We start from the raw sequence: 20,839 nt of genomic DNA on the forward strand, positions 1-20,839 counted from the left end.
GCCTTGCGTCGCGATGGGCTGCGTAGCAGCCCCCAAAATCTCAACCCTCCATCACTCCTCAAACCGGATCGGGCACGCCTCCACCCCCTCCAGCTTCTGCAGCTCCTCCACCACCTGGGGCCTGGCCCGCTGCAACGTCAGGCTGCCACCCGCTCGCAACAACCGCCGCGCCTCACGGTGCAACATATCCACACCCGAATAATCGATGAAGTTCACCTGCCGCGCGTCGATCACCACATGCGGCCCCTGGCAGCGCTGCAAACGCACCTGCAGGTAGTGCGCCGCACCGAAGAAGATCGAACCGCCCACTCGCAGCACGTCCGCCTGCCCTTCCCGGCTTTGCTGCACCCGCGGGCGCGAGGTGCGCTTTAGGTAGAAGAACAGCGATGCCAGCACCCCGGCGTAAATCGCCGTTTGCAACTCCAGCAGCAGCGTGGCGGCGGCGGTCAGCGCCATCACCAGGAACTCCGAACGGCTGACCCGAAACAGCGCGCGGATGCCGCGGTGGTCCACCAACCCCCAGCAGATCAGCAGGATGCTGCCGGCCATGGCCGGGATCGGCAGGTGGGCGATCAGCCCGGCACCGGTCACGGCGAACAACGCCACCCACAGCGCCGAGAACACACCGGCCATGGGCGAGCGGGCACCGGCCTCGAAGCTCAGTCCGGAACGGGTGAAGGAGCCGGCAGACAGGTAACCGGAGAAAAACGCCCCGCCGATGTTCGACAGGCCCTGGGCACGAATCTCCTGGTCCGGGTCGATCAGTTGCTCTGAACGTGCCGACAGCGAGCGGGCAATCGACAGGCTGGTCACCAGCCCCAGCATGCCCACCGCCACGGCGCTGGGCAGCAGGCGCAGCATCAGCTCCACATCCAGCAACGGCAGCGGGCTGAAGGGCGGCAGTTGCCCGCTGAACGCAGCCACCCGGGGCACATGGCCGAAGTAGCCCGGCAACAGCCAGGCTACCAGGCTGACCAGCAGCAGGCTTATCAACAGGCTTGGCCAGCGGGGGCGCACAAGCTTGAGGGCCACGCCGAGTAACACGGTAGCCAGGCCCAGGGCCAGCGACGGCAGGTCCAGTTCACCCGCATGCCCGGCCAGGTCTTGCACGGTCTTCAATGCCGTCGCCTGGCTCGGCAAGTCCAGCCCCATGAGGTTGGGCAACTGGCCCAAGGCGATGACGATGGCGGCGCCGAGGGTGAAGCCCAGCACCACCGAATGGGAGACGAAGTTCACCAGCGCGCCAAAGCGCAGCAGCCCGAGCAGCAGTTGGAAGATGCCGCCGAGGAAGGTCAGCAGCAGCACCAAGGTTACGTAGTCGGCGCTGCCGGCCCCCGCCAGCGGGCTGATGCTGGCGTAGAGCACGATGGAGATGGCCGCCGTGGGCCCGCAGATCAGGTGCCAGGACGAGCCCCACAGGCAGGCGATGAGCACCGGCACGATGGCGGCGTACAGGCCGTACTCGGCCGGCAGGCCGGCGATCAGGGCGTAGGCGATGGATTGCGGCAAGGCCAGGATGGCGCCGCTCAGGCCCACCAGCAGGTCCTGGCGCAGGCTGCGGCCCGATTGCCGGGGCAGCCAGGTGAGGAGGGGCAGCAGGTGGTGAAGAGGGGGCATGCATCGTTCCTGTTCATTATCGCAGGCGAGGGCTTCGCCCTCGTTTCGCGGCACGAGGCCGCTCCTACAGGGTAACGCGCACTCCTGTAGGAGCGGCCTTGTGCCGCGAAAGGGCCGCCAAGCGGCCCCGGCAGCCTATCAGACGGAACTCAGAGCTTGGATTTGACCGCATCAGCAGCATCGCTACCTGCCTTGGTCGTCACCCCCGCCAACCACCCCTCCAGCAGTTCAGGGTGGGTCTTGACCCACGCCTTGGCTGCATCATCGAAGCTCACCTTCTTATCCACAACCTCGGCCATGATGCTGTTCTCCATCTCCAGCGAGAACTTCAGATTGCTGAAAAGCTTCGCCGCATTCGGGCAGGCCTGTGCATAACCCTTGCGGGTCAGGGTGTACACCTCGCCCTTGCTGCCGAACCATTTCTCGCCGCCGGTGAGGTAATGCATCTTCAGCTTCACGTTCATCGGGTGCGGGGTCCAGCCGAGGAAGGTGATGAACTGCTGTTTCTTCACCGCCCGGTCTACTTGGGCAAGCATCGCCTGCTCGCTGGACTCCACCAGCTTCCACTGGCCAAGTTCGAATTCGTTCTTGTCGATGATCGCTTTCAGCGACAGGTTGGCCGGTGCGCCGGAGCCGATGCCGTAGAGCTTTTTGTCGAACTGCTCGGCATGCTTTTGCAGATCGGCGAAGTCCTTCACCCCGGCGTTCCACACATAGTCGGGTACCGCCAGGGTGAATTCGGTGCCCTCGAGGTTGCGTGCCAACTGCTGTACATCACCGTTGGCGACGAACTTGTCATGGAAGCCCTGCTGCGCCGGCATCCAGTTGCCGAGGAAGGCATCCACCCGGCCGTCCTTCAGGCCGCCGAAGATGATCGGCACGGCCAGGTTGTCGATCTTCACCTGGTAACCCAGGCTTTCCAGTAGCAACCGGGCCACGGCGTTGGTGCTGGCGATATCGCTCCAGCCGGGGTCGGCCAACTTTACGGTGCTGCATTGCGCGTCGCTGTCGGCGGCGTGGGCCGTGCCCAGGCTCAGGGCCAGGGCGAACACGGCGGTGGAGAACTTCTGCATGGCGGCCTCTCTTCTCAATCCATGGGTGCGGGCTGTGGATAACGTGCCTTGCGCTCGAGGTCATCGAGATCGATATGGTTGCGCATGTACTGTTGGCTGGCGTCCACCAGCGGTTGGTGGTCCCAGCTTTTCAGCTTGCCGATGGCCAGTGCCTCGGCCACCAGGCGGCGCCGGCGCTGGCTGGCCAGCACCTGCTGGCGCAGCGCAGGGATGTCCCAGCGTTGCCTGGCCTCATCGACAAATGCCTGCAGCAGCGCCTGGTGGTCCGGGCTGCCGGTGAGGTTCTCCCGCTCGTGCGGGTCGCGGCTCAGGTCGAAGAGTAGCCATGGGTCGTCCTCGCTGTACACGAACTTGTACGGGCCACGGCGAATCATCATCAGCGGGCCGACCGTGCCTTCGGCCATGTACTCGCCGATCACCTCGTCATGCCCGCCCTGCCCTTGCAGGTGGCCGAGCAGTGAGCGGCCGTCCAGGTGCAGCTGGTTATCCACAGCCCCGCCGGCCAGCTCGACCAGGGTGGGCAGCAGGTCGCAGGTGGACACGCAGGCTTCAACCCGCGCGGCCTTGAAGCGTTTGGGCGCATGCACCAGCAGCGGCACCCGGGCCGACATCTCGAACCAGTGCATCTTGTACCAGAGCCCGCGCTCGCCAAGCATGTCGCCGTGGTCGCCGGAGAACACGATCAGCGTGTCGTCGGCCAGGCCGCATTCCTCCAGTGTTTGCAGCAGCTGGCCGATGTTGTCGTCGATGTAGCTGCAGGCGCCGAAGTAGGCGCGGCGGGCGTCGCGAATCTTGTCCACAGGCAGCGGCTTGTCCCACAGGTCGTAGACCTTGAGCAGGCGTTGCGAGTGCGGGTCGAGCTCGTGTTGGGCGTACTCGGCGCGGGGCATGGGGATATCCACAGCCTCGTAGCGGTCCCAGTAGCGCTTGGGGATGGTGTAAGGGTCGTGGGGGTGGGTCATCGACACGGTCAGGCAGAACGGCCGGCCATCGCCTTCGCGCACATGGTCATAGAGGTACTGGCGGGCCTTGAACACCACTTCTTCGTCGAAATCCAGCTGGTTGGTGCGCACGCAGGGCCCGGCCTGCAGCACCGAGGACATGTTGTGGTACCAGCTTGGGCGCACATCCGGTTCATCCCAGTTCACCGCCCAGCCGTAGTCGGCCGGGTAGATGTCGCTGGTCAGGCGTTCTTCGTAGCCGTGCAGCTGGTCCGGGCCGCAGAAGTGCATCTTGCCCGACAGCGCCGTGCGGTAGCCGAGGCGGCGCAGGTAGTGGGCGTAGGTGGGCACGTCGGCGGGGAAGTCCGCCGCGTTGTCATAGGCACCGATGCGGCTGGGCAACTGGCCGCTGACCAGGGTGAAACGCGACGGCGCACACAGCGGGCTGTTGCAGTAGGCCGCGTCGAACACCACGGCCTGCTCGGCCAGGCGGCTCAGGTGGGGCATGAGGATCGGCGAGGGGCCGTAGATCGGCAGCAGGGGCGCGGCCATCTGGTCGGCCATGATGAACAGGATATTCGGACGAGGCATGCTGGCTTCCATCTTGTAGGGTTATGCGAACCGCTTGCCTACCAAGATGCGACTGTGGATAACATGGGTAAAGCCCATGTCGGGCAATGACTGGGATTAGCCGAACTTATGTTTGAACACCTTGCCGCGCTGTCGCTGGATACCCTGCGGGTATTTGAGGCCGCCGCTCGCCTGCGCAGCTTTACCGCCGCTGCCGTGGAGCTGGGCACCACCCAGCCGGCGGTGAGCCAGCAGGTCAAGCGCCTGGAGGCGCAGCTGGGCACGCGGTTGTTCGACCGTATCTATCGCGGTATCGAGTTGACCGAGGCTGGCCTGCTGTTGTTCGAGCAGGTGCACCAGGCGCTGCAGGCCATGGAAGACGGTATCGCCCAAGCCAGCGGGCGTGGCCAGCGCGAGGTGCTGCAGGTGGCCACCGACTTTGCCTTTGCCGCGTTCTGGCTGATGCCGCGCTTGCAGCGTTTTCACGAGGCTTATCCACAGGTGGACGTGAGCCTGGTGACCGGTGAGCGCAGCCAGGCCATGTTGCGCCCGGACATCGATGTGGCGGTGCTGTTTGGTGACGGGCGTTTTCACCAAGGTGAGAGCCGCTGGCTGTTCGACGAGGAAGTGTTCCCGGTGTGCAGCCCACGGCTGACCCATGGCAAAGCCTTGTCAGCCGTGGCTTTGCAACGTTTGCCGTTGCTTCATTTGCGCGGTGAGCAGGCCAGCCGCTGGTTCGACTGGGCGGGGGTATTTCGTGGCTTCGGCGTGAACAGCCCGCCGCCGGCCGGGCAGCTGCGTTTCGACAACTACACCCTGTTGATTCAGGCAGCGATCGCCGGGCAAGGGGTGGCGATTGGCTGGGGGCACCTGGTGGACGGGCTGGTGGAGCAAGGCTTGTTGTGCCGGCCGCTGGAGGGGAGTTTGCGCTCCAAGCGCGGGTATTACGCGGTGCTGCCGCCGCGCAAGCGGCGTAGGGCGCTGATCGAGCGGTTCGTCGATTGGCTGGAGCAGGAGCGTAGCCTGTGAGATCCCTGGGGCCGCTTTGCGGCCCATCGCGACACAAGGCCGCTCCTACACAGACCGCGTAATCCCTGTTGACGCGGTCCCCTGAGCGGCCTTGTGTCGCGATGGGCTGCAAAGCAGCCCCCGGCGGTCTAGACAACGAAGTTCACATGCTCGCCCTTGTGCAACCCCAGCTCCAGCATATCGACCATCCCCGCCGCCACCCGTGCCAGGTGCCGCAGTGGCTCGGCCAGCCCTGGCTCCTGTGTGCCTTCGATACTGCGAAAGTGCTCGATGCTCACCCCCGCCACCTCGCCCGGCGCATTGATCACCGTCCACTGCAACCCGCTGCGCTGCAGCCCATCGACGATGTGCTCCATGCACTCGCGCTGTTCACAGGCTGCGCCTTCAAGCCGCGCAAAATCCCCCACCAGCAACAGCCGGCGTATAGTCGTGCGCGCAAGCCCGGCCAGCAGCGCCTCGCTCATGCGCCGCTGCGCGGGCGGATCGCCCGGTGGCAGCACGGCGATCACCGCCGAACCACCGGCCACGCTCTGTTCGGCCTGGTCGGCGCTGCCCAGCCCGCCTATCTTCAAATGCAGGCCCGGGCGCGGGGCGTGGCGGTTGAGGTCGTCGACTATGGCCGTCACCTCGTGCCGGCGCGCCAGCAACTCGACGGTCAGGGCATTGCCCAGGCAGCTTTCGGCACCGAGCAGGACCAGTTTCAACACTGGGGTTTCGGCATTTTTCACCGCATCACTCCCTTTGCAGGTGGGTGATGGTTGGACCGCAATCAGGAGTTATCGTGCAGAGGATCAAGGGCTACCACGCCCACGTGTACTACGACGCAAGCACCCTGGAACAGGCCAGGGCGTTGTGCGAGGAAGCCACCCGGCTGTTTGGCGTGAGCATGGGGCGCATGCACCAGAAGCCTGTGGGGCCGCACCCGGACTGGAGCTGCCAGCTGGCCTTCGGGCCTGAACTGGTGGGGGTGGTGCTGCCGTGGCTGGCGCTGTATCGCAAGGGGTTGGTGGTGTTTTTGCACCCGCTGACCGGGGATGAGCTGGCCGATCACCGCGACCATGCGATCTGGATGGGGGCGGTGCGGCCGCTGGATCTGTCGATGTTCGGCGAGTGAAACCGTGGGAGCGGGCTTGCCCCGCGATGGCGTCATTGAAACCATCGCGGGGCAAGCCCGCTCCCACAGGTTAGCCGCGGGCGCCGCGTACGCCTTCGGCCAGGGCCGAGCACAGGCTCAGTACGTCGTTCACGGCCTGGTCGGCATCTTTGGCCTGGGCGATCTTGTCGACCAGCGCCGAACCTACCACCACGCCATCGGCCAGGCGGGCGATGGCCGCAGCTTGCTCCGGGGTGCGGATGCCGAAGCCGACACTGACCGGCAGGTCGGTGTGGCGGCGCAGGCGGGCGATGGCCTCGGTGACGTGTTCGGTGGTGGCCGAGCCGGCACCGGTCACACCAGCCACCGACACGTAGTAGACGAACCCGGAGCTGCGCTCCAGTACGCGCGGCAGGCGGGCGTCGTCGGTGGTCGGGGTGGTCAGGCGGATGAAGTCGATGCCAGCAGCCTGGGCCGGGGTGGCCAGCTCGGCGTCGTGCTCTGGCGGCAGGTCGACGATGATCAGGCCATCGACGCCGGCTTGCTGCGCTTGGGCGACGAACTTTTCTACGCCGAAACGGTGAATCGGGTTGTAGTAGCCCATCAGCACGATCGGCGTGGTTTGGTTGTCCACGCGGAACTCACGCACCATCTGCAGGGTTTTGGCCAGGGTCTGGCCGGCTTCCAGGGCGCGCAGGGTAGCCAGCTGGATGGCCACGCCGTCGGCCATCGGGTCGGTGAACGGCATGCCCAGTTCGATCACGTCGGCACCGGCGGCGGGCAGGCCCTTGAGCACGCGCAGGGAGGCGTCGTAGCCAGGGTCGCCGGCGGTGACGAAGGTGACCAGGGCAGCGCGGCCTTCGGCTTTCAGTTCGGCGAAGCGTTGTTCGAGACGGCTCATGCCTGTTTCTCCTGGGCGGCCATGTGGTTCATCACGGTTTGCATGTCCTTGTCGCCACGACCGGACAGGCAGATCACCATCAGGTGGTCCTTGGGCAGGGTCGGGGCGCGCTTGATCGCCTCGGCCAGGGCGTGGGAGCTTTCCAGCGCCGGGATGATGCCCTCGAGGCGGCAGGTGGCGTGGAAGGCGTCCAGCGCCTCGTCGTCGGTGATGCTGACGTATTCGACGCGCTTCACTTCGTGCAGGTAGGCGTGCTCCGGGCCGATGCCGGGGTAGTCCAGGCCTGCGGAAATCGAGTGGGCGTCGGTGATCTGGCCGTCGTCGTCCTGCAGCAGGTAGGTGCGGTTGCCGTGCAGTACGCCCGGTACGCCGCCGTTCAGGCTGGCGGCGTGCTTGTCGGTGTGCACGCCGTGGCCGCCGGCTTCGACGCCGATGATCTGCACGCTCGGCTCTTCGAGGAATTCATGGAACAGGCCCATGGCGTTGGAGCCGCCGCCGACGCAGGCGATCAGGCTGTCGGGCAGGCGCCCTTCCTTCTCCTGCAGCTGGGCGCGGGTTTCCTTGCCGATGATCGACTGGAAGTCGCGGACCATGGCCGGGTACGGGTGTGGGCCGGCCACGGTACCGATCAGGTAGAAGGTGTCGTCGACGTTGGTGACCCAGTCGCGCAGGGCCTCGTTCATGGCGTCTTTCAGGGTGCCGGTGCCGGCAGTCACCGGGACGATCTCGGCGCCCAAGAGCTTCATGCGGAACACGTTGGCCTGCTGACGCTCGATGTCGGTGGCGCCCATGTAGATCACGCAGGGCAGGCCGAAGCGCGCAGCGACGGTGGCGGTGGCCACGCCGTGCATGCCGGCGCCGGTTTCGGCGATCAGGCGCTTCTTGCCCATGCGCTTGGCCAGCAGCACCTGGCCGATGCAGTTGTTCACCTTGTGCGCGCCGGTGTGGTTGAGCTCTTCACGCTTGAAGAAGATCTTCGCGCCGCCGCAGTGTTCGGTCAGGCGCTCGGCGAAGTACAGCGGGTTGGGGCGGCCGATGTAGTCGCGCTGAAAGTACGCCAGTTGCTCGAGGAACTCAGGGTCGGCCTTGGCGGCTTCGTATTCGCGGGCAAGGTCGAGCACCAGCGGCATCAGGGTTTCGGCCACGTAGCGGCCGCCGAACGAGCCGAACAGGCCGTTGGCGTCGGGGCCGGGGCGGTATTGGGACTGGGTCATGGGGCGCTCCATAGGCAATTGAAGGTTTGCAACCGTGCCCGCGTGGGAGCGGGCTTGCCCCGCGATGGGGCTGAAGTTGATCGATGAGGTCTACTCTAACCAGCGCAGGCCTGCCTGAAAACCGATAAGATTGCGCAAACCCGTCAGAAAAACTCACAACTCAAATGACCCAGGATCTCCCCCCGCTCAACGCCCTGCGCGCCTTCGAGGCCACCGCCCGGTTTAACAGCGTCAGCCAGGCGGCCGAAGCGCTGCACGTAACCCATGGCGCCGTCAGCCGGCAGATCAAGGTGCTGGAGGAACACCTGGGGGTGGCGCTGTTCGCCAAGGACGGGCGTGGCGTCAAACTCACAGATGCCGGTGTGCGCCTGCGCGATGCCAGTTTCGAGGCCTTCGACCGCTTGCGCAGCGTCTGCGCCGAGCTTTCCCGCGATGCCGACGAGGCGCCGTTCGTGCTCGGCTGCTCCGGCAGCCTGCTGGCGCGCTGGTTCATACCCAGGCTCGGGCGCCTGAAGGCCGACCTGCCAGAGTTGCGCCTGCACCTGTCTGCCGGTGAAGGCGACCTTGACCCGCGTCGCCCGGGGCTGGATGCGCTGCTGGTGTACGCCGAGCCACCGTGGCCGGCAGACATGCAGGTGCATGTGCTCGCCGAAGAACACATCGGCCCGGTAATGAGCCCGCTGTTCGAAGGGTTCGATCGTTTGAAAGCCGCGCCCGCCGTGGCTTTGCTACGAGAGGCGGTACTGCATACCACTTCGCGGCCACAGGCCTGGCCGACCTGGGCGCAGCAGCATGGGCTGGCGCCGCAGGCACTGCAGTACGGGCAGGCGTTCGAGCACTTGTACTACCTGCTGGAAGCGGCGGTGGCAGGCTTGGGGGTCGCCATCGCGCCACAGCCTTTGGTGGCGGATGACCTGAAGGCCGGGCGGCTGGCCGCGCCGTGGGGCTTTTCCCCCACCCGCGCGGCGTTGGCCTTGTGGGTGCCCCGGCGCGCCGCAGACGGGCGCGCCGAGCAGTTGGCGCAGTGGCTGCGCCAGGCGCTGCAACAGCAGGCGGCTTAGTTGCGTCGGCACATCAGGTAGGCGGCCAACAGGCCCAGTGCGCCAACGGCAACGCCAGCGGTGGTCCACGGGTGTTCCTGGGCGTAGTCGCGGGTGGCGATGCTGGTTTCGCGGGTGCGGGTCTTCACTTCCTCGTAGGCATCGCTGAGCAGGCTGCGCGAGTGCTTGAGGGCGTTTTCGGCATTGCCGCGCAGCGCCTTCATGGTCTTGTGGGTTTCTTCCGAGGCATCGTGTTTGAGGTGTTCGAGGGTCTTGAGCAGGCTCTCGATCTCGGCTTCCATGCTTTCAAGCGACGCTTTGCGCAGCGAGTTGTGGGCCATGGTGACTCTCCTTCGCAGTGGGTTGGCTGTAAAAGGTGCGACTGCGCGGTGCGGCGAAAGTGCGATCGAACTTTCGCCCCAGGTGCTGGCTCGCAGGTAAACCAGGCCTGCGCTGCTAGGCTCAACGGACACTTCACGGTAAGGAGAGCACCCATGACTGACCATCACACCTACAAGAAGATCGAGCTGGTAGGGTCCTCGCCCACCAGCATCGAAGAGGCGATCAACAATGCCCTGGCCGAGGCCGGCAAGAGCATCAAGCACCTGGAATGGTTCGAAGTGGTCGATACCCGTGGGCATATTCGCGATAACAAGGCCGCGCATTTTCAGGTAACGCTGAAGGTGGGCTTCCGCATCGCCAACAGCTGAGACCCGCCCGGGCTGGCTTTGCCCGTTGTGATGGGGTAGATAGATGCACGGGGCGCTATGGTTGCGCCCTTTTCGACTTTGATCTGTACAAGGAATGCGCTAGATGAAGAAGTTGATCGTTGCGACGGGGCTGATGCTGCTGGCCGGTGGGGCGATGGCAGCAGGCAAGCCCTGTGAAGAGCTCAAGGCGGAAATCGCCGCCAAGCTGGATGCCAAGGGCGTGCAGGGTTACACCCTGGAGATCGTCGACAAGGGCTCGCCGGCGGGCAAGGTGATCGGCAGCTGTGAGGCCGGGACCAAGGAAATCGTCTACCGCCGTGGCTGAGTGAAGCTGTACCCCTTGTAGGCGCCGGCTTGCCGGCGATTGCAGGCGACCCGGTGCATGGTGGCACCGGCTGCGCCGGTGATCGCTGGCAAGCCAGCTCCTACAGGGGGATGTCCATCAGGCCTTGAGGGCCTGCGCCATCAGCTCATAGGACCGCACCCGGTCCGCATGCTCGTACAGGTCGCTGGTGAAGATCAGTTCATCGGCGCCGGTCTGCTCCAGCAGCACCTCCACCTTGGCCCGCACCTTCGCCGGGCTGCCAATCATCGCAAGACCCAGAAAATCGCCCACTGCCTGACGCTCATGGGGCAGCCACAGGCCGTTCATGCTTTCTACCGGCGGGCGCTGCATCAGGCTCTGGCCGCGCATCAGCGCGAGAATGCGCTGGTACACCGAGGTGGCCAGGTACTCGGCCTTTTCGTCGGTGTCGGCCACAACCATTGGCACGCCGAGCATCACGTAGGGCTTGGCCAGGGTGGTGGACGGCTTGAAGTGATCACGGTAGATGCGAATGGCCTCGTGCATGTAGCGCGGCGCAAAGTGCGAGGCAAAGGCGTAGGGCATGCCGCGCATGCCGGCCAGCTGGGCACTGAACAGGCTGGAGCCGAGCAGCCACATGGGCACCTCGGTGTCGTGGCCGGGCACCGCGATCACTTTTTGATCATCGGTGCGCGGGCCCAGGTAGCGCGACAGCTCCTCGACGTCGTCGGGAAAGTCGTCGGCGCTGCCGGAGCGCTCGCGGCGCAGGGCGTGGGCGGTCATCTGGTCGGAGCCCGGGGCGCGGCCCAGGCCCAGGTCGATGCGGCCCGGGTACAGGCTGGCCAGGGTGCCGAACTGCTCGGCAACCACCAGCGGCGCATGGTTGGGCAACATCACCCCGCCGGAGCCGACGCGGATGCTCGAGGTGCCGCCGGCCAGGTAGCCGATCAGCACCGCGGTAGCGGAGCTGGCGATACCGTCCATGTTGTGGTGCTCGGCCACCCAGAAACGGTGGTAACCGAAGCGCTCGGCATGTTGTGCCAGGTCCAGCGAGTTGCGCAGCGACTGCGCCGGGCCGCTGTCGGCGCGCACGGGCACCAGGTCGAGGGTGGAAATCTTCAGGTCTCGCAGGTGCGTCATCGGAGCCTCCGCAGTGAATGGTGGCCCGCAGGCCCTGCGAACTCTGTATGGGCACATTCGGCTTATTCAATGCCTGCTGGAAGATTGATCTGAACTTGGCGTAGGCGCTGACCTCACAACTTGAGGTATTCAACCTGCGATCAGGAGGCAACATGAAGAAGACAGCATCGGCAGTCTGGCAAGGCGGCCTGAAGGACGGCAAGGGCCATATCTCCACCGAAAGCGGCGCGCTCAAGGACGCGCCCTACGGCTTCAACACCCGTTTCGAGGGCACCCCGGGCACCAACCCTGAAGAGCTGATCGGCGCTGCCCATGCCGGGTGTTTCTCCATGGCGCTGTCGATGATGCTGGGCGAGGCCGGGCTCACCCCCGAGCGCATCGACACCCACGCCGAGGTGAGCCTGGACAAGCAGGCCGACGGCTTTGCCATCACCGCGGTGCACCTGACCCTCAAGGCCAAGGTGCCGGGGGCCAGCGAGGCGCAGTTCCAGGAGATCGCCAACAAGGCCAAGGCCGGCTGCCCGGTGTCCAAGGTGCTGAATGCGACCATCAGCCTGGATGCCAGCTTGCTGCAATAGCGGCGCAACGGCGCTGCTGTGCGGTAGTCTAAACAGCGTCGGCAGCGCCGCCTGCCCTTTAGCGCCGGCTGCCCTTTGAGGAGGCGTCCCATGATTCGCGTAGCATTTGCCGTGCTGGCCTCGCTGTTGGCCACGGCTGCACTGGCTGCACCCAAGCCGTGCGAGGAACTCAAGGCCGAGATCGAAGCGAAGATCCAGGCACGCGGGGTGACCTCCTACACGCTGGAGATCGTGCCCAACGCCGAGGTCAGCGACCCGAACATGATCGTCGGCAGCTGTGAGGGCGGGACCAAGAAGATCGTTTACCAGAAGAACGATCGGTAGAGCGTTCGCCGGCCTCATAGCCGGCAAGCCGGCTCCTGCAGGAGCGGTGCCGGCCTGCAGGTGATTGTCTTCAGGGAATGCAGAACACCTCGCTCGGCTCGTCCACCACCACCTTGCGGCTGGCGTCGTACATCAAAAGCTGTGGCTGCATCACCGGGGCGCGGGCTTCGAGGCGGTAGCGTTCGCCGGCCTTGAAGTCGTTGTAGCGCACGGTGAGGTAGCAGATGCGTTCGGTGGGGTCGGTGGTGAAACCACCGGAATACACCTCGAAATCGAAGCGCACCACCAGCTCGTGCTTGCCTGGGGTTACCTGGAAGTAGCGGCCATCGTTCAACCGCTTGCCGTCCAGGCGATCAGCCATGATGGTGCGGCCGGGGGTGATGGTGTAGAGGTCGACCCAGGCCTTGCCGGGGTCGACGGGGGGCAAGGGGCTTGCGCAAGCCCCCAGGGTACTGAGGGCGATCAGCATCATTGGCTGGCGCATGGTGAAACTCCCGCTCGCGGTTCACAGGCCATAAGCATAGCGCCGTTCACGGGGTTCAGCTGCGCTGGCAGCCTGCCGGCTCGGCCTGGCCGATCAGCTTGCGCTGCTGGTCGTACAGCTTCACCCAGGGCCTGAAGCCGATGCTGCCGGCCTGCATCTGGTAGCGCTGGCCGGCGTCGAAGCCCTTGAAAGTGAGGTTGAGCTGGCAGTCGCGCCACAGCGGCTCGGCCACCGGGCCGATATTGCCGGGCGCCACGGCGAACTGGTAGCGCACGGTCAGCTCGTGGCTGCCGGGCGGCACCTGGAAATAGCGGTTGTCGGCCCAATCGCGTTCGTCCACCTGCACCGCGTGCAGCGAAGCGTTGTCGTGCGCGGCCAGGTCGACCCAGGCCTGGGTCGGATCCGGGTCGGGCAAGGTGGTACAACCGGACAGCAGCATCAGTGTGCCCACGGCAAACCGGGTACGCATGGCGAAGCTCCCCCTTGGCGAGATAGTCTTGGTGGCATTCGGCCGACAAGCGAGACAGGCAGCCTCGATGCATGGACTTTTTCTTTTCAGGCGCACCGGCCGCCCGGCACTCGACCGCGTTTTCACCCGCTTGGTTCCCGTTGCCTTCGGCGCCCTGCTGAGCGGTTGCTCCAGCCTGGGTTATTACGGCCAGCTGGCCGACGGGCAATGGCAGCTGTTGCGGGCCCGCCAGCCGGTGCAACAGGTAATCGACAACCCCGCCACCACCCCGGTGCTGCGCCAGCGCCTGCTATTCGCCGAGCAGGCGCGGGTATTTGCAAGCGAACACCTGAAACTGCCGGACAACGGCAGCTACCGGGTGTACGCCGAACTGGGCCGCCCTTATGTGGTGTGGAACGTGTTCGCCACCCCGGAGCTGTCGCTGCAGCCGGTCACCCACTGCTTCCCCATCGCCGGCTGCGTTGCCTATCGCGGTTACTACCAGCCAGGTGCGGCCCGGGGTGCGGCGGCGCTGATGCGCCAGCAGGGCCTGGATGTCTATGTGGGCGGTGTGGAGGCCTACTCGACCCTGGGCTGGTTCGACGACCCGATCCTCTCGAGCATGGTTGGCTGGGGTGACGAGCGCCTGGCCACGGTGATCTTCCATGAGCTGGCGCACCAGCGCTTTTATGTGAAGGACGATACCGAGTTCAACGAGTCGTTCGCTTCGTTCGTCGAGCAGGAAGGCACCCGCCAATGGCGCGCGGCCCGTGGCCTGCCGGCGGCGGTAGATGGCGGCGCGGCGCAGCGTGACCAGTTCATCCGGCTGGTGCTGGGCAGTCGTGAGCGATTGCAGGCGATCTATTCCGGGCCCCTGGATGAGGCCGGCAAGCGGGCGGCCAAGCAGGCCGAGTTCGAGCGCTTGCGCAGTGAATACCGTGAGGTGCGGGACCGCGACTGGCAGGGCGACCGGCGTTTCGATGCGTGGGTGTATGCGCCGATGAACAACGCCAAGTTGCTGCCGTTCGGGCTGTATGACCAGTGGGTGCCGGCGTTTTCGCGGTTGTTTGCTGAGGTGGGTGGGGATTGGCAGCGGTTTTATCGGCGGGTTGAAGCGTTGGGGAAGATGCCGATCGAGCAGCGCAAATCGGCATTGGCAGGCTTGGCCCTATCGCGGGGCAAGCCCGCTCCCACGAGCCCGTAGCAGGGCTTGAATCAGCGTATGAACGCCCGGTGCATTTCGGCCAGGGTCTGGAAGTGGAACGCCGGGGCCTCGGCCTCCAGCTCTTCGCGGCTACCGAAGCCATAACCCACCGCCACCGCCTGCAAGCCATTGCTGCGGGCGCCGATCAGGTCGTGCTTGCGGTCGCCGATCATCAGGGTTTGCGCCGGGTCCAGCCCTTGTTCATCCAGCAGGTGGCGAATCAGCTCGACCTTGTTGGTGCGGGTGCCGTCCAGTTCGCTGCCGTAGATCACCTTGAAGTGGTGGTCGAAGGCGAAGTGGCGGGCGATTTCGCGGGCGAACTCCCAGGGCTTGGAAGTGGCGATGTACAAGGTACGGCCTTGGTCGTTGAGTGCTTGCAGCAGCTCCGGCACGCCTTCGAACACCTGGTTTTCGTAAAGGCCGGTAACCTTGAAACGTTCGCGGTAGAAGCTCACCGCCTCCCAGGCCTTGGCCTCGTCGAAACCGTAAAACTGCATGAACGCCTGCAACAGGGGCGGGCCGATGAAGTGCTCCAGGCGCGTAAGGTCCGGCTCGTCGATGCCCAGCTTTGCCAGGGCGTACTGGATCGAGCGGGTGATGCCCAGGCGCGGGTCGGTCAGGGTGCCGTCGAGGTCGAAGAGGATGTTTTGCTGGTGCATGTAAAGGGTTCCACCTGAAGTCGTGTGTTGCCTTCTTCGCGGGTAAACCCGCGAATGCGGTCATTGCGGTTGATCGTAGCCTTCGGCCAGGTGCTGGTCCTTGAGCTTGACGTAGTTGCCGGCCGTGTAGGGGAAGAACCTGTGTTCCTGCTCGCTCAGCGGGCGGATCTGCTTCACCGGGCTGCCCATGTACAGGTAGCCGCTGACCAGGCGCTTGCCCGGGGGCACCAGGCTGCCGGCACCGATGATCACCTCGTCCTCGACGATGGCGCCGTCCATGATGGTGCTGCCCATGCCGACGAGAATGCGGTTGCCCAGGGTGCAGCCATGCAGCATCACCTTGTGGCCGATGGTCACCTCGTCGCCGATGATCAGCGGGAAGCCGTCGGGGTTGAAGGGGCCGGCGTGGGTGATGTGCAGCACGCTGGCATCCTGCACGCTGGTGCGCGCGCCGATACGGATGCGGTGCATGTCGCCGCGGACCACCGCCAATGGCCAGATCGAGCTGTCTTCGCCGATCTCGACATCGCCGATGACCACCGCCGAACGGTCGACGAAGGCGCGCGGTCCAACTTTCGGCGTGTGTTCCCGGAACGTCCGAAGGGCCATGATAGTGTTCCTCTGCAATGCCGATAGGCAGGCTGCCTGCTGCGGTCGGCGTCGATTGTAATTAAGATGGTCCCGTGTTTCTCCTGCCAAGGTACCCGAACCGTGAGTGCGAACAACCCGCTGCTGCAGCCCCATGATCTGCCGCCCTTCTCGGCGATCCGCGCCGAGCACGTGCTGCCGGCGATCGAGCAGATCCTTGCCGACAACCGCAAGGCCATCGCCGACATCCTCGAACAGCAGGGCAACAACCCCACCTGGGCCGGCCTGGTGCTGGCCATGGACGAACTCAACGACCGCCTGGGCGCTGCCTGGAGCCCGGTCAGCCACCTCAATGCGGTGTGCAACAGCAAGGAGCTGCGCGAGGCCTATGAATCGTGCCTGCCGGCCCTGAGCGCCTACTCCACCGAGCTTGGGCAAAACCGCGCGCTGTTCGCAGCCTATGAGGCCCTGGCCGCCAGCCCCGAAGCCGCAGGCTTCGACGTGGCGCAAAAAACCATCATCGACCACGCCCTGCGCGACTTCCGCCTGTCGGGTATCGACCTGCCGGCCGACAAGCAGCAGCGTTACGCCGAGGTGCAGAGCACGCTCAGCGAGCTGGGCAGCCGCTTCTCCAACCAGCTGCTGGATGCCACCCAGGCCTGGACCAAGCACGTCACCGACGAAGCGCAGCTGGCCGGCCTGACCGACTCGGCCAAAGCGCAGATGGCCGCCGCCGCCCAGGCCAAGGGCCTCGACGGTTGGCTGATCACCCTGGAGTTCCCCAGCTACTACGCGGTGATGACCTACGCCAGCGATCGCGCCCTGCGCGAAGAACTGTACGCCGCCTACTGCACCCGCGCCTCCGACCAGGGCCCGAACGCCGGCCAGTTCGACAACGGCCCGGTGATGGAACAGATCCTCGACCTGCGCCAGGAGCTGGCGGCCCTGCTGGGTTACCCGAACTTCGCCGAGCTGAGCCTGGCCACCAAGATGGCCGAGTCCAGCGACCAGGTGCTGAGCTTCCTGCGCGACCTGGCCAAGCGCAGCAAGCCGTTCGCCGCCCAGGACCTGGAGCAGCTCAAGGCCTATGCCGCCGAGCAAGGCACCCCCGAGCTTGCCAGTTGGGACGCCGGCTACTTCGGCGAGAAGCTGCGCGAGCAGCGCTACAGCGTGTCGCAGGAAGCCCTGCGCGCCTACTTCCCGATCGACAAGGTACTGGGCGGGCTGTTCAGCATCGTGCAGCGCCTGTACGGCATCGAGATCACTGAACTGAAGGGCTTCGACACCTGGCACCCGGATGTGCGCCTGTTCGAAATCAAAGAGCACGGCCAGCACGTCGGGCGCTTCTTCTTCGACCTGTACGCCCGCGCCAACAAGCGTGGCGGTGCCTGGATGGACGGCGCCCGTGACCGTCGCCGCACTGCGGCCGGCGCGCTGCAAAGCCCGGTGGCCAACCTTGTGTGCAACTTCACCCCGGCCGCGCCCGGCAAGCCGGCGCTGCTGACCCACGATGAAGTCACCACGCTGTTCCACGAGTTCGGCCACGGCCTGCACCACCTGCTGACCCGCATCGAGCATGCTGGTGTGTCCGGCATCAACGGTGTGGCCTGGGATGCGGTGGAGCTGCCGAGCCAGTTCATGGAGAACTGGTGCTGGGAGCCCGAGGGCCTGGCGCTGATCTCTGGCCACTATGAAACCGGCGAGCCGCTGCCCCAGGACCTGCTGGACAAGATGCTGGCGGCGAAGAACTTCCAGTCCGGGATGATGATGGTGCGCCAGCTGGAATTCTCGCTGTTCGACTTCGAACTGCACGCCACCCACGGCGATGGCCGCGGCGCTCTTCAGGTGCTCGAAGGCGTGCGCGACGAGGTGTCGGTGATGCGCCCGCCGGCGTACAACCGCTTCCCCAACAGCTTTGCGCACATCTTCGCCGGCGGTTATGCGGCGGGCTACTACAGCTACAAGTGGGCCGAAGTGCTGTCGGCGGATGCCTTCTCGCGCTTCGAGGAAGAAGGCGTGCTCAATGCCGAGACCGGCCGCGCGTTCCGCGAGGCGATTCTGGCCCGTGGCGGTTCCCGCGAACCGATGGTGCTGTTCGTCGACTTCCGTGGTCGCGAGCCTTCCATCGATGCACTGTTGCGCCACTGCGGCCTGAGCGAGGGCGCGGCGGCATGAGCGACAAGACCAAGCGGCGCTTCATCGCCGGGGCCGTGTGCCCGGCCTGCAGCGAGATGGACAAGCTGATGATGTGGAACGAGGACGGCGTGCCGCACCGCGAGTGCGTGGCCTGCGGGTTCACCGACACGCTGAACGAGCAGGGTCTGTCGGTACCCAAGGAGATCGGCACCCGGGTCAACCAGCTGGCGCCCAAGGCGGCGCCGGCCAAGGTGCAGACCGTGCAGTTTTTCCCCAATCCGAAGCTGAAGAAGCCTGACGCCTGAAGCAACCATAGCGGGGCTCCTGTGGGAGCGGGCTTGCCCCGCGATGATCGGCACTGGCCTTCGGATGAAACCCGGATTACTGTATGGGTATACAGTAATCCGGGTTTCCCATCATGACGCCTATCCGCGGTCGCGGCACCGCCGACAACCCCCATAACCGCTTTGCCCCGAACATTTCGGTGGCCGAAGACGACGGCTGGTATCAGGAAGTCCCGCTCACCCAGGGCACCGAGGTGCGCATCGAGACGGCGAAAACCATCATCTCGCGCAACACCTCCCCCGACCTGCCCTTCGACCGCTCCATCAACCCCTATCGCGGCTGCGAACACGGCTGCATCTACTGCTACGCCCGCCCCAGCCACGCCTACTGGGACCTCTCCCCCGGCCTGGATTTCGAAACCAAGCTGATCGCCAAGACCAACGCCGCCGAAGTGCTGGCCCAACAACTGAGCAAGCCCGGCTACGTGTGTGCGCCGATCAATCTGGGCTCCAACACCGACCCCTACCAGCCCATCGAGCGCGAACAGCAGCTCACCCGGCGCCTGCTGGAGGTGCTGCTGCGTTTTCGCCACCCGGTGACCATCGTCACCAAGGGTTCGCTGATACTGCGCGACCTCGACCTGCTGGCCGAGCTTGCCAGCCAGCGCCTGGTGCGGGTGATGATCAGCCTGACCACCCTGGATGATGAGCTCAAGCGCGTGCTCGAACCCCGGGCGGCGGCGCCCAAGGCGCGCTTGCGGGCGATACGGGTGCTGCGCGAGGCCGGGGTGCCGGTGGGGGTGCTGTGTTCGCCGTTGATTCCGATGATCAACGACAGCGAGCTGGAGCGCCTGCTGCAGGCCGCCAAGGACGCCGGCGCGCAGAGTGCGGCCTACATGATGCTGCGCCTGCCGCTGGAGGTGGCGCCGCTGTTCGAACAATGGCTGCACGACCACTACCCGCAGCGCGCCGCCCATGTACTCAGCCTGGTGCGCCAGAGCCGTGGCGGTGAGCTGTACGACAGCCGCTTTGGCGCGCGCATGCGCGGTGAAGGGGTGTTCGCCGAGTTGCTGGCGCAGCGCTTTGCCAAGGCCTTTCGGCAGATGGGGTTCGAAGGGCGCGAGGCGCTGGCGCTGGATTGCACGGCGTTCTGCCCGCCGGGTGGGCAGATGGCGTTGTTTTGATTGGCTTGCACCTCAAGCGCGCAATTTCGGTGGGAACGGGTGACGCTTGGATGGCACGGGCTTCGCCCGTGATCGCGGGCAAGCCCGCTCCTACAGGGATCGTATCGCTTTCAGGTTTGTGCTGTACCTGTAGGAGCCGGCTTGCCGGCGATGAGGCCGGTACAGCCAGCACATAAACAGTTACCCCCGAATACCACTAATGCCACCCAATAAAACCACTACTGGCTATTGGCACTTGATGCTTTTTTGCTATTATCCAATTCCCGCCTTATTCATCTAGAACGCCCGTTCTAGAGCCTGCGCAATTAAGTTTCAGTTAAGTTTTCTTCGCTAGCGTAGGCAATCAGTCCGCCGCGGCTGTGATTAATTACCTGTGCGTGTCATCTAAATCCTCGCATAGCCATAATCTTTCCCCGGTAACATGGAACGTACCAACAAACCGCCAAGAGGATGAATCATGCCCGTCAAGGACCCTACCAAGGCCGTCCCGGCTGCACCCGCCGAAAGCGCCGATGCTGCCATGAAGCATATCGTCGACGGCTTCCTGCGGTTCCACACCGAAGTCTTCCCCGAGCAGCAAGAGCTGTTCAAGAAGCTGGCCACCGCGCAAAAGCCCCGCGCGATGTTCATCACCTGTGCCGACTCGCGCATCGTCCCCGAACTGATCACCCAAAGCTCGCCGGGCGACCTGTTCGTTACCCGTAACGTGGGTAACGTGGTACCGCCTTACGGCCAGATGAACGGCGGTGTTTCCAGCGCCATCGAATATGCGGTGCTGGCCCTGGGCGTGCACCACATCATCATCTGCGGCCACTCCGACTGTGGCGCCATGCGCGCGGTGCTCAACCCGCACTCGCTGGACAAGATGCCGACCGTTTCGGCCTGGCTGCGCCACGCCGAAGTGGCCCGTACCGTGGTCGAGGACAACTGCTCCTGCGGCAGCGAGCACGAAAGCATGCAGCTGGTGACCAAGGAAAACGTCATCGCCCAGTTGCATCACCTGCGCACCCACCCGTCGGTGGCTTCGCGCCTGGCCGCAGGCCAACTGCACATCCACGGCTGGCTGTACGACATCGAAACCAGCCAGATCGAAGCCTACGACGCCGCCAGCGACAGCTTCATGCCGCTGGTCGCAGGCCAGCCGATCCCCAGCGCCACTCCGAGAGGCCGCTACTAAGCGACCCGTCCAGCTTTAGTAGAACCTTGATAGCCGGCTGCACCCACAGGGTGCGGCGCGGCCTTCGCCTGCCTTGAATTTCCCTGAATGCCTTGCCGGCAAACCTGCTGGCGGCCCGCCCGTGGGCGCAATTCAGGGTTC

The 20,839-nt window shown here is 65.2% G+C and carries 24 protein-coding genes; 12 read left to right on the forward strand and 12 right to left on the reverse strand.

All coding sequences use genetic code 11. The annotated features are described in order from the left end of the window. Positions 1–51: 51 nt before the first annotated feature. The 3 genes from KSS94_RS00140 to betC all read right to left on the reverse strand — a co-directional run bounded on the left by KSS94_RS00140 (position 52) and on the right by betC (position 4,222). Positions 52–1,617, reverse strand: coding sequence for a SulP family inorganic anion transporter (locus KSS94_RS00140; RefSeq protein ID WP_217841105.1), 1,566 nt, complete (start codon positions 1,615–1,617; stop codon positions 52–54). Positions 1,618–1,766: 149 nt separating this feature from the next. Beyond that, on the reverse strand, positions 1,767–2,690 hold the full coding sequence (choX, locus tag KSS94_RS00145; RefSeq protein ID WP_217841106.1) for a choline ABC transporter substrate-binding protein: 924 nt from the start codon (positions 2,688–2,690) through the stop codon (positions 1,767–1,769). Between the two features lie 14 nt (positions 2,691–2,704). Continuing rightward, a complete protein-coding gene (gene betC, locus KSS94_RS00150; protein ID WP_437179986.1) occupies positions 2,705–4,222 on the reverse strand; it encodes a choline-sulfatase in 1,518 nt (505 codons plus the stop codon). 108 nt (positions 4,223–4,330) lie between these two features. Here betC and KSS94_RS00155 point away from each other — a divergent pair, with 108 nt between their 5' ends. Next, entirely contained in the window at positions 4,331–5,230 is a 900-nt protein-coding gene (locus KSS94_RS00155) for a choline sulfate utilization transcriptional regulator (protein ID WP_217841108.1), read from the forward strand. Between the two features lie 128 nt (positions 5,231–5,358). Here the strand turns inward: KSS94_RS00155 and KSS94_RS00160 are convergent, their stop codons facing one another. Continuing rightward, on the reverse strand, positions 5,359–5,958 hold the full coding sequence (locus tag KSS94_RS00160; protein ID WP_217841109.1) for an NAD(P)H-binding protein: 600 nt from the start codon (positions 5,956–5,958) through the stop codon (positions 5,359–5,361). Between the two features lie 53 nt (positions 5,959–6,011). On the opposite strand from KSS94_RS00160, the gene KSS94_RS00165 reads away from it, so the two are divergent. Next, positions 6,012–6,344, forward strand: a complete 333-nt coding sequence (locus tag KSS94_RS00165) for a DOPA 4,5-dioxygenase family protein (protein WP_217841110.1) — start codon at positions 6,012–6,014, stop codon at positions 6,342–6,344. A 70-nt stretch (positions 6,345–6,414) separates the two neighbouring features. On the opposite strand, the gene trpA is transcribed toward KSS94_RS00165, so the two are convergent. Both trpA and trpB read right to left on the reverse strand, forming a co-directional pair. Next, the gene (gene trpA, locus KSS94_RS00170; RefSeq protein ID WP_217841111.1) at positions 6,415–7,224 is read right to left on the reverse strand and encodes a tryptophan synthase subunit alpha; all 810 of its coding nucleotides are present in this window, start codon (positions 7,222–7,224) and stop codon (positions 6,415–6,417) included. After that, complete coding sequence (trpB, locus tag KSS94_RS00175) at positions 7,221–8,438, reverse strand: tryptophan synthase subunit beta (protein ID WP_217841112.1); 1,218 nt, start codon at positions 8,436–8,438, stop codon at positions 7,221–7,223. The genes trpA and trpB overlap by 4 nt, the downstream gene beginning before the upstream one ends. A gap of 164 nt (positions 8,439–8,602) precedes the next feature. Here trpB and KSS94_RS00180 point away from each other — a divergent pair, with 164 nt between their 5' ends. Next, positions 8,603–9,499 (forward strand): LysR family transcriptional regulator, encoded by an 897-nt coding sequence (locus tag KSS94_RS00180; RefSeq protein ID WP_217841113.1) that lies wholly within the window; start codon positions 8,603–8,605, stop codon positions 9,497–9,499. On the opposite strand, the gene KSS94_RS00185 is transcribed toward KSS94_RS00180, so the two are convergent. Next, on the reverse strand, positions 9,496–9,819 hold the full coding sequence (locus KSS94_RS00185) for an ElaB/YgaM/YqjD family protein (RefSeq protein WP_217841114.1): 324 nt from the start codon (positions 9,817–9,819) through the stop codon (positions 9,496–9,498). The two genes, KSS94_RS00180 and KSS94_RS00185, sit on opposite strands and share 4 nt — an antisense overlap. 153 nt (positions 9,820–9,972) lie before the next feature. Between KSS94_RS00185 and KSS94_RS00190 the strand changes: the two genes are divergently transcribed. Together KSS94_RS00190 and KSS94_RS00195 are read left to right on the forward strand one after the other, a co-directional pair. Further along, a complete protein-coding gene (locus tag KSS94_RS00190; RefSeq protein WP_003253076.1) occupies positions 9,973–10,188 on the forward strand; it encodes a dodecin in 216 nt (71 codons plus the stop codon). A gap of 103 nt (positions 10,189–10,291) precedes the next feature. After that, positions 10,292–10,513, forward strand: a complete 222-nt coding sequence (locus KSS94_RS00195) for a DUF1161 domain-containing protein (RefSeq protein WP_217841115.1) — start codon at positions 10,292–10,294, stop codon at positions 10,511–10,513. Positions 10,514–10,630: 117 nt separating this feature from the next. Here KSS94_RS00195 and KSS94_RS00200 read toward each other — a convergent pair whose 3' ends face one another. Continuing rightward, positions 10,631–11,632 carry an LLM class flavin-dependent oxidoreductase gene (locus KSS94_RS00200; RefSeq protein ID WP_217841116.1) on the reverse strand — a complete coding sequence of 334 codons (1,002 nt, stop codon included), beginning with the start codon at positions 11,630–11,632 and terminating at the stop codon, positions 10,631–10,633. 152 nt (positions 11,633–11,784) lie between these two features. On the opposite strand from KSS94_RS00200, the gene KSS94_RS00205 reads away from it, so the two are divergent. Beyond that, a complete protein-coding gene (locus KSS94_RS00205) occupies positions 11,785–12,210 on the forward strand; it encodes an OsmC family protein (RefSeq protein WP_217841117.1) in 426 nt (141 codons plus the stop codon). Between the two features lie 90 nt (positions 12,211–12,300). Next, positions 12,301–12,534, forward strand: coding sequence for a DUF1161 domain-containing protein (locus KSS94_RS00210; protein ID WP_217841118.1), 234 nt, complete (start codon positions 12,301–12,303; stop codon positions 12,532–12,534). A 70-nt stretch (positions 12,535–12,604) separates the two neighbouring features. On the opposite strand, the gene KSS94_RS00215 is transcribed toward KSS94_RS00210, so the two are convergent. Beyond that, on the reverse strand, positions 12,605–13,018 hold the full coding sequence (locus KSS94_RS00215; RefSeq protein WP_217841119.1) for a PA0061/PA0062 family lipoprotein: 414 nt from the start codon (positions 13,016–13,018) through the stop codon (positions 12,605–12,607). A gap of 55 nt (positions 13,019–13,073) precedes the next feature. Then, a complete protein-coding gene (locus KSS94_RS00220) occupies positions 13,074–13,487 on the reverse strand; it encodes a PA0061/PA0062 family lipoprotein (RefSeq protein WP_217841120.1) in 414 nt (137 codons plus the stop codon). A gap of 67 nt (positions 13,488–13,554) precedes the next feature. Here KSS94_RS00220 and KSS94_RS00225 point away from each other — a divergent pair, with 67 nt between their 5' ends. Then, the gene (locus KSS94_RS00225) at positions 13,555–14,670 is read left to right on the forward strand and encodes an aminopeptidase (RefSeq protein ID WP_225935822.1); all 1,116 of its coding nucleotides are present in this window, start codon (positions 13,555–13,557) and stop codon (positions 14,668–14,670) included. A gap of 11 nt (positions 14,671–14,681) precedes the next feature. Here KSS94_RS00225 and KSS94_RS00230 read toward each other — a convergent pair whose 3' ends face one another. Next, positions 14,682–15,329 carry an HAD family hydrolase gene (locus KSS94_RS00230; RefSeq protein ID WP_217841122.1) on the reverse strand — a complete coding sequence of 216 codons (648 nt, stop codon included), beginning with the start codon at positions 15,327–15,329 and terminating at the stop codon, positions 14,682–14,684. Between the two features lie 60 nt (positions 15,330–15,389). Further along, positions 15,390–15,938: a gamma carbonic anhydrase family protein gene (locus KSS94_RS00235; protein WP_217841123.1), complete on the reverse strand. Its 549-nt coding sequence runs from the start codon at positions 15,936–15,938 to the stop codon at positions 15,390–15,392. A 66-nt stretch (positions 15,939–16,004) separates the two neighbouring features. Between KSS94_RS00235 and prlC the strand changes: the two genes are divergently transcribed. The 4 genes from prlC (at position 16,005) to KSS94_RS00255 (ending at position 20,698) form a co-directional block, all read left to right on the forward strand. Further along, complete coding sequence (gene prlC, locus KSS94_RS00240; protein WP_217841124.1) at positions 16,005–18,092, forward strand: oligopeptidase A; 2,088 nt, start codon at positions 16,005–16,007, stop codon at positions 18,090–18,092. Then, the gene (locus KSS94_RS00245; RefSeq protein WP_217841125.1) at positions 18,089–18,358 is read left to right on the forward strand and encodes a YheV family putative zinc ribbon protein; all 270 of its coding nucleotides are present in this window, start codon (positions 18,089–18,091) and stop codon (positions 18,356–18,358) included. The genes prlC and KSS94_RS00245 overlap by 4 nt, the downstream gene beginning before the upstream one ends. 113 nt (positions 18,359–18,471) lie before the next feature. Further along, complete coding sequence (locus tag KSS94_RS00250) at positions 18,472–19,521, forward strand: PA0069 family radical SAM protein (protein WP_217841126.1); 1,050 nt, start codon at positions 18,472–18,474, stop codon at positions 19,519–19,521. Between the two features lie 457 nt (positions 19,522–19,978). Further along, complete coding sequence (locus KSS94_RS00255) at positions 19,979–20,698, forward strand: carbonic anhydrase (protein WP_217841127.1); 720 nt, start codon at positions 19,979–19,981, stop codon at positions 20,696–20,698. The last annotated feature ends 141 nt before the right edge of the window (positions 20,699–20,839 follow it).

This window comes from Pseudomonas fakonensis (assembly GCF_019139895.1).
Classification (GTDB): domain Bacteria; phylum Pseudomonadota; class Gammaproteobacteria; order Pseudomonadales; family Pseudomonadaceae; genus Aquipseudomonas; species Aquipseudomonas fakonensis.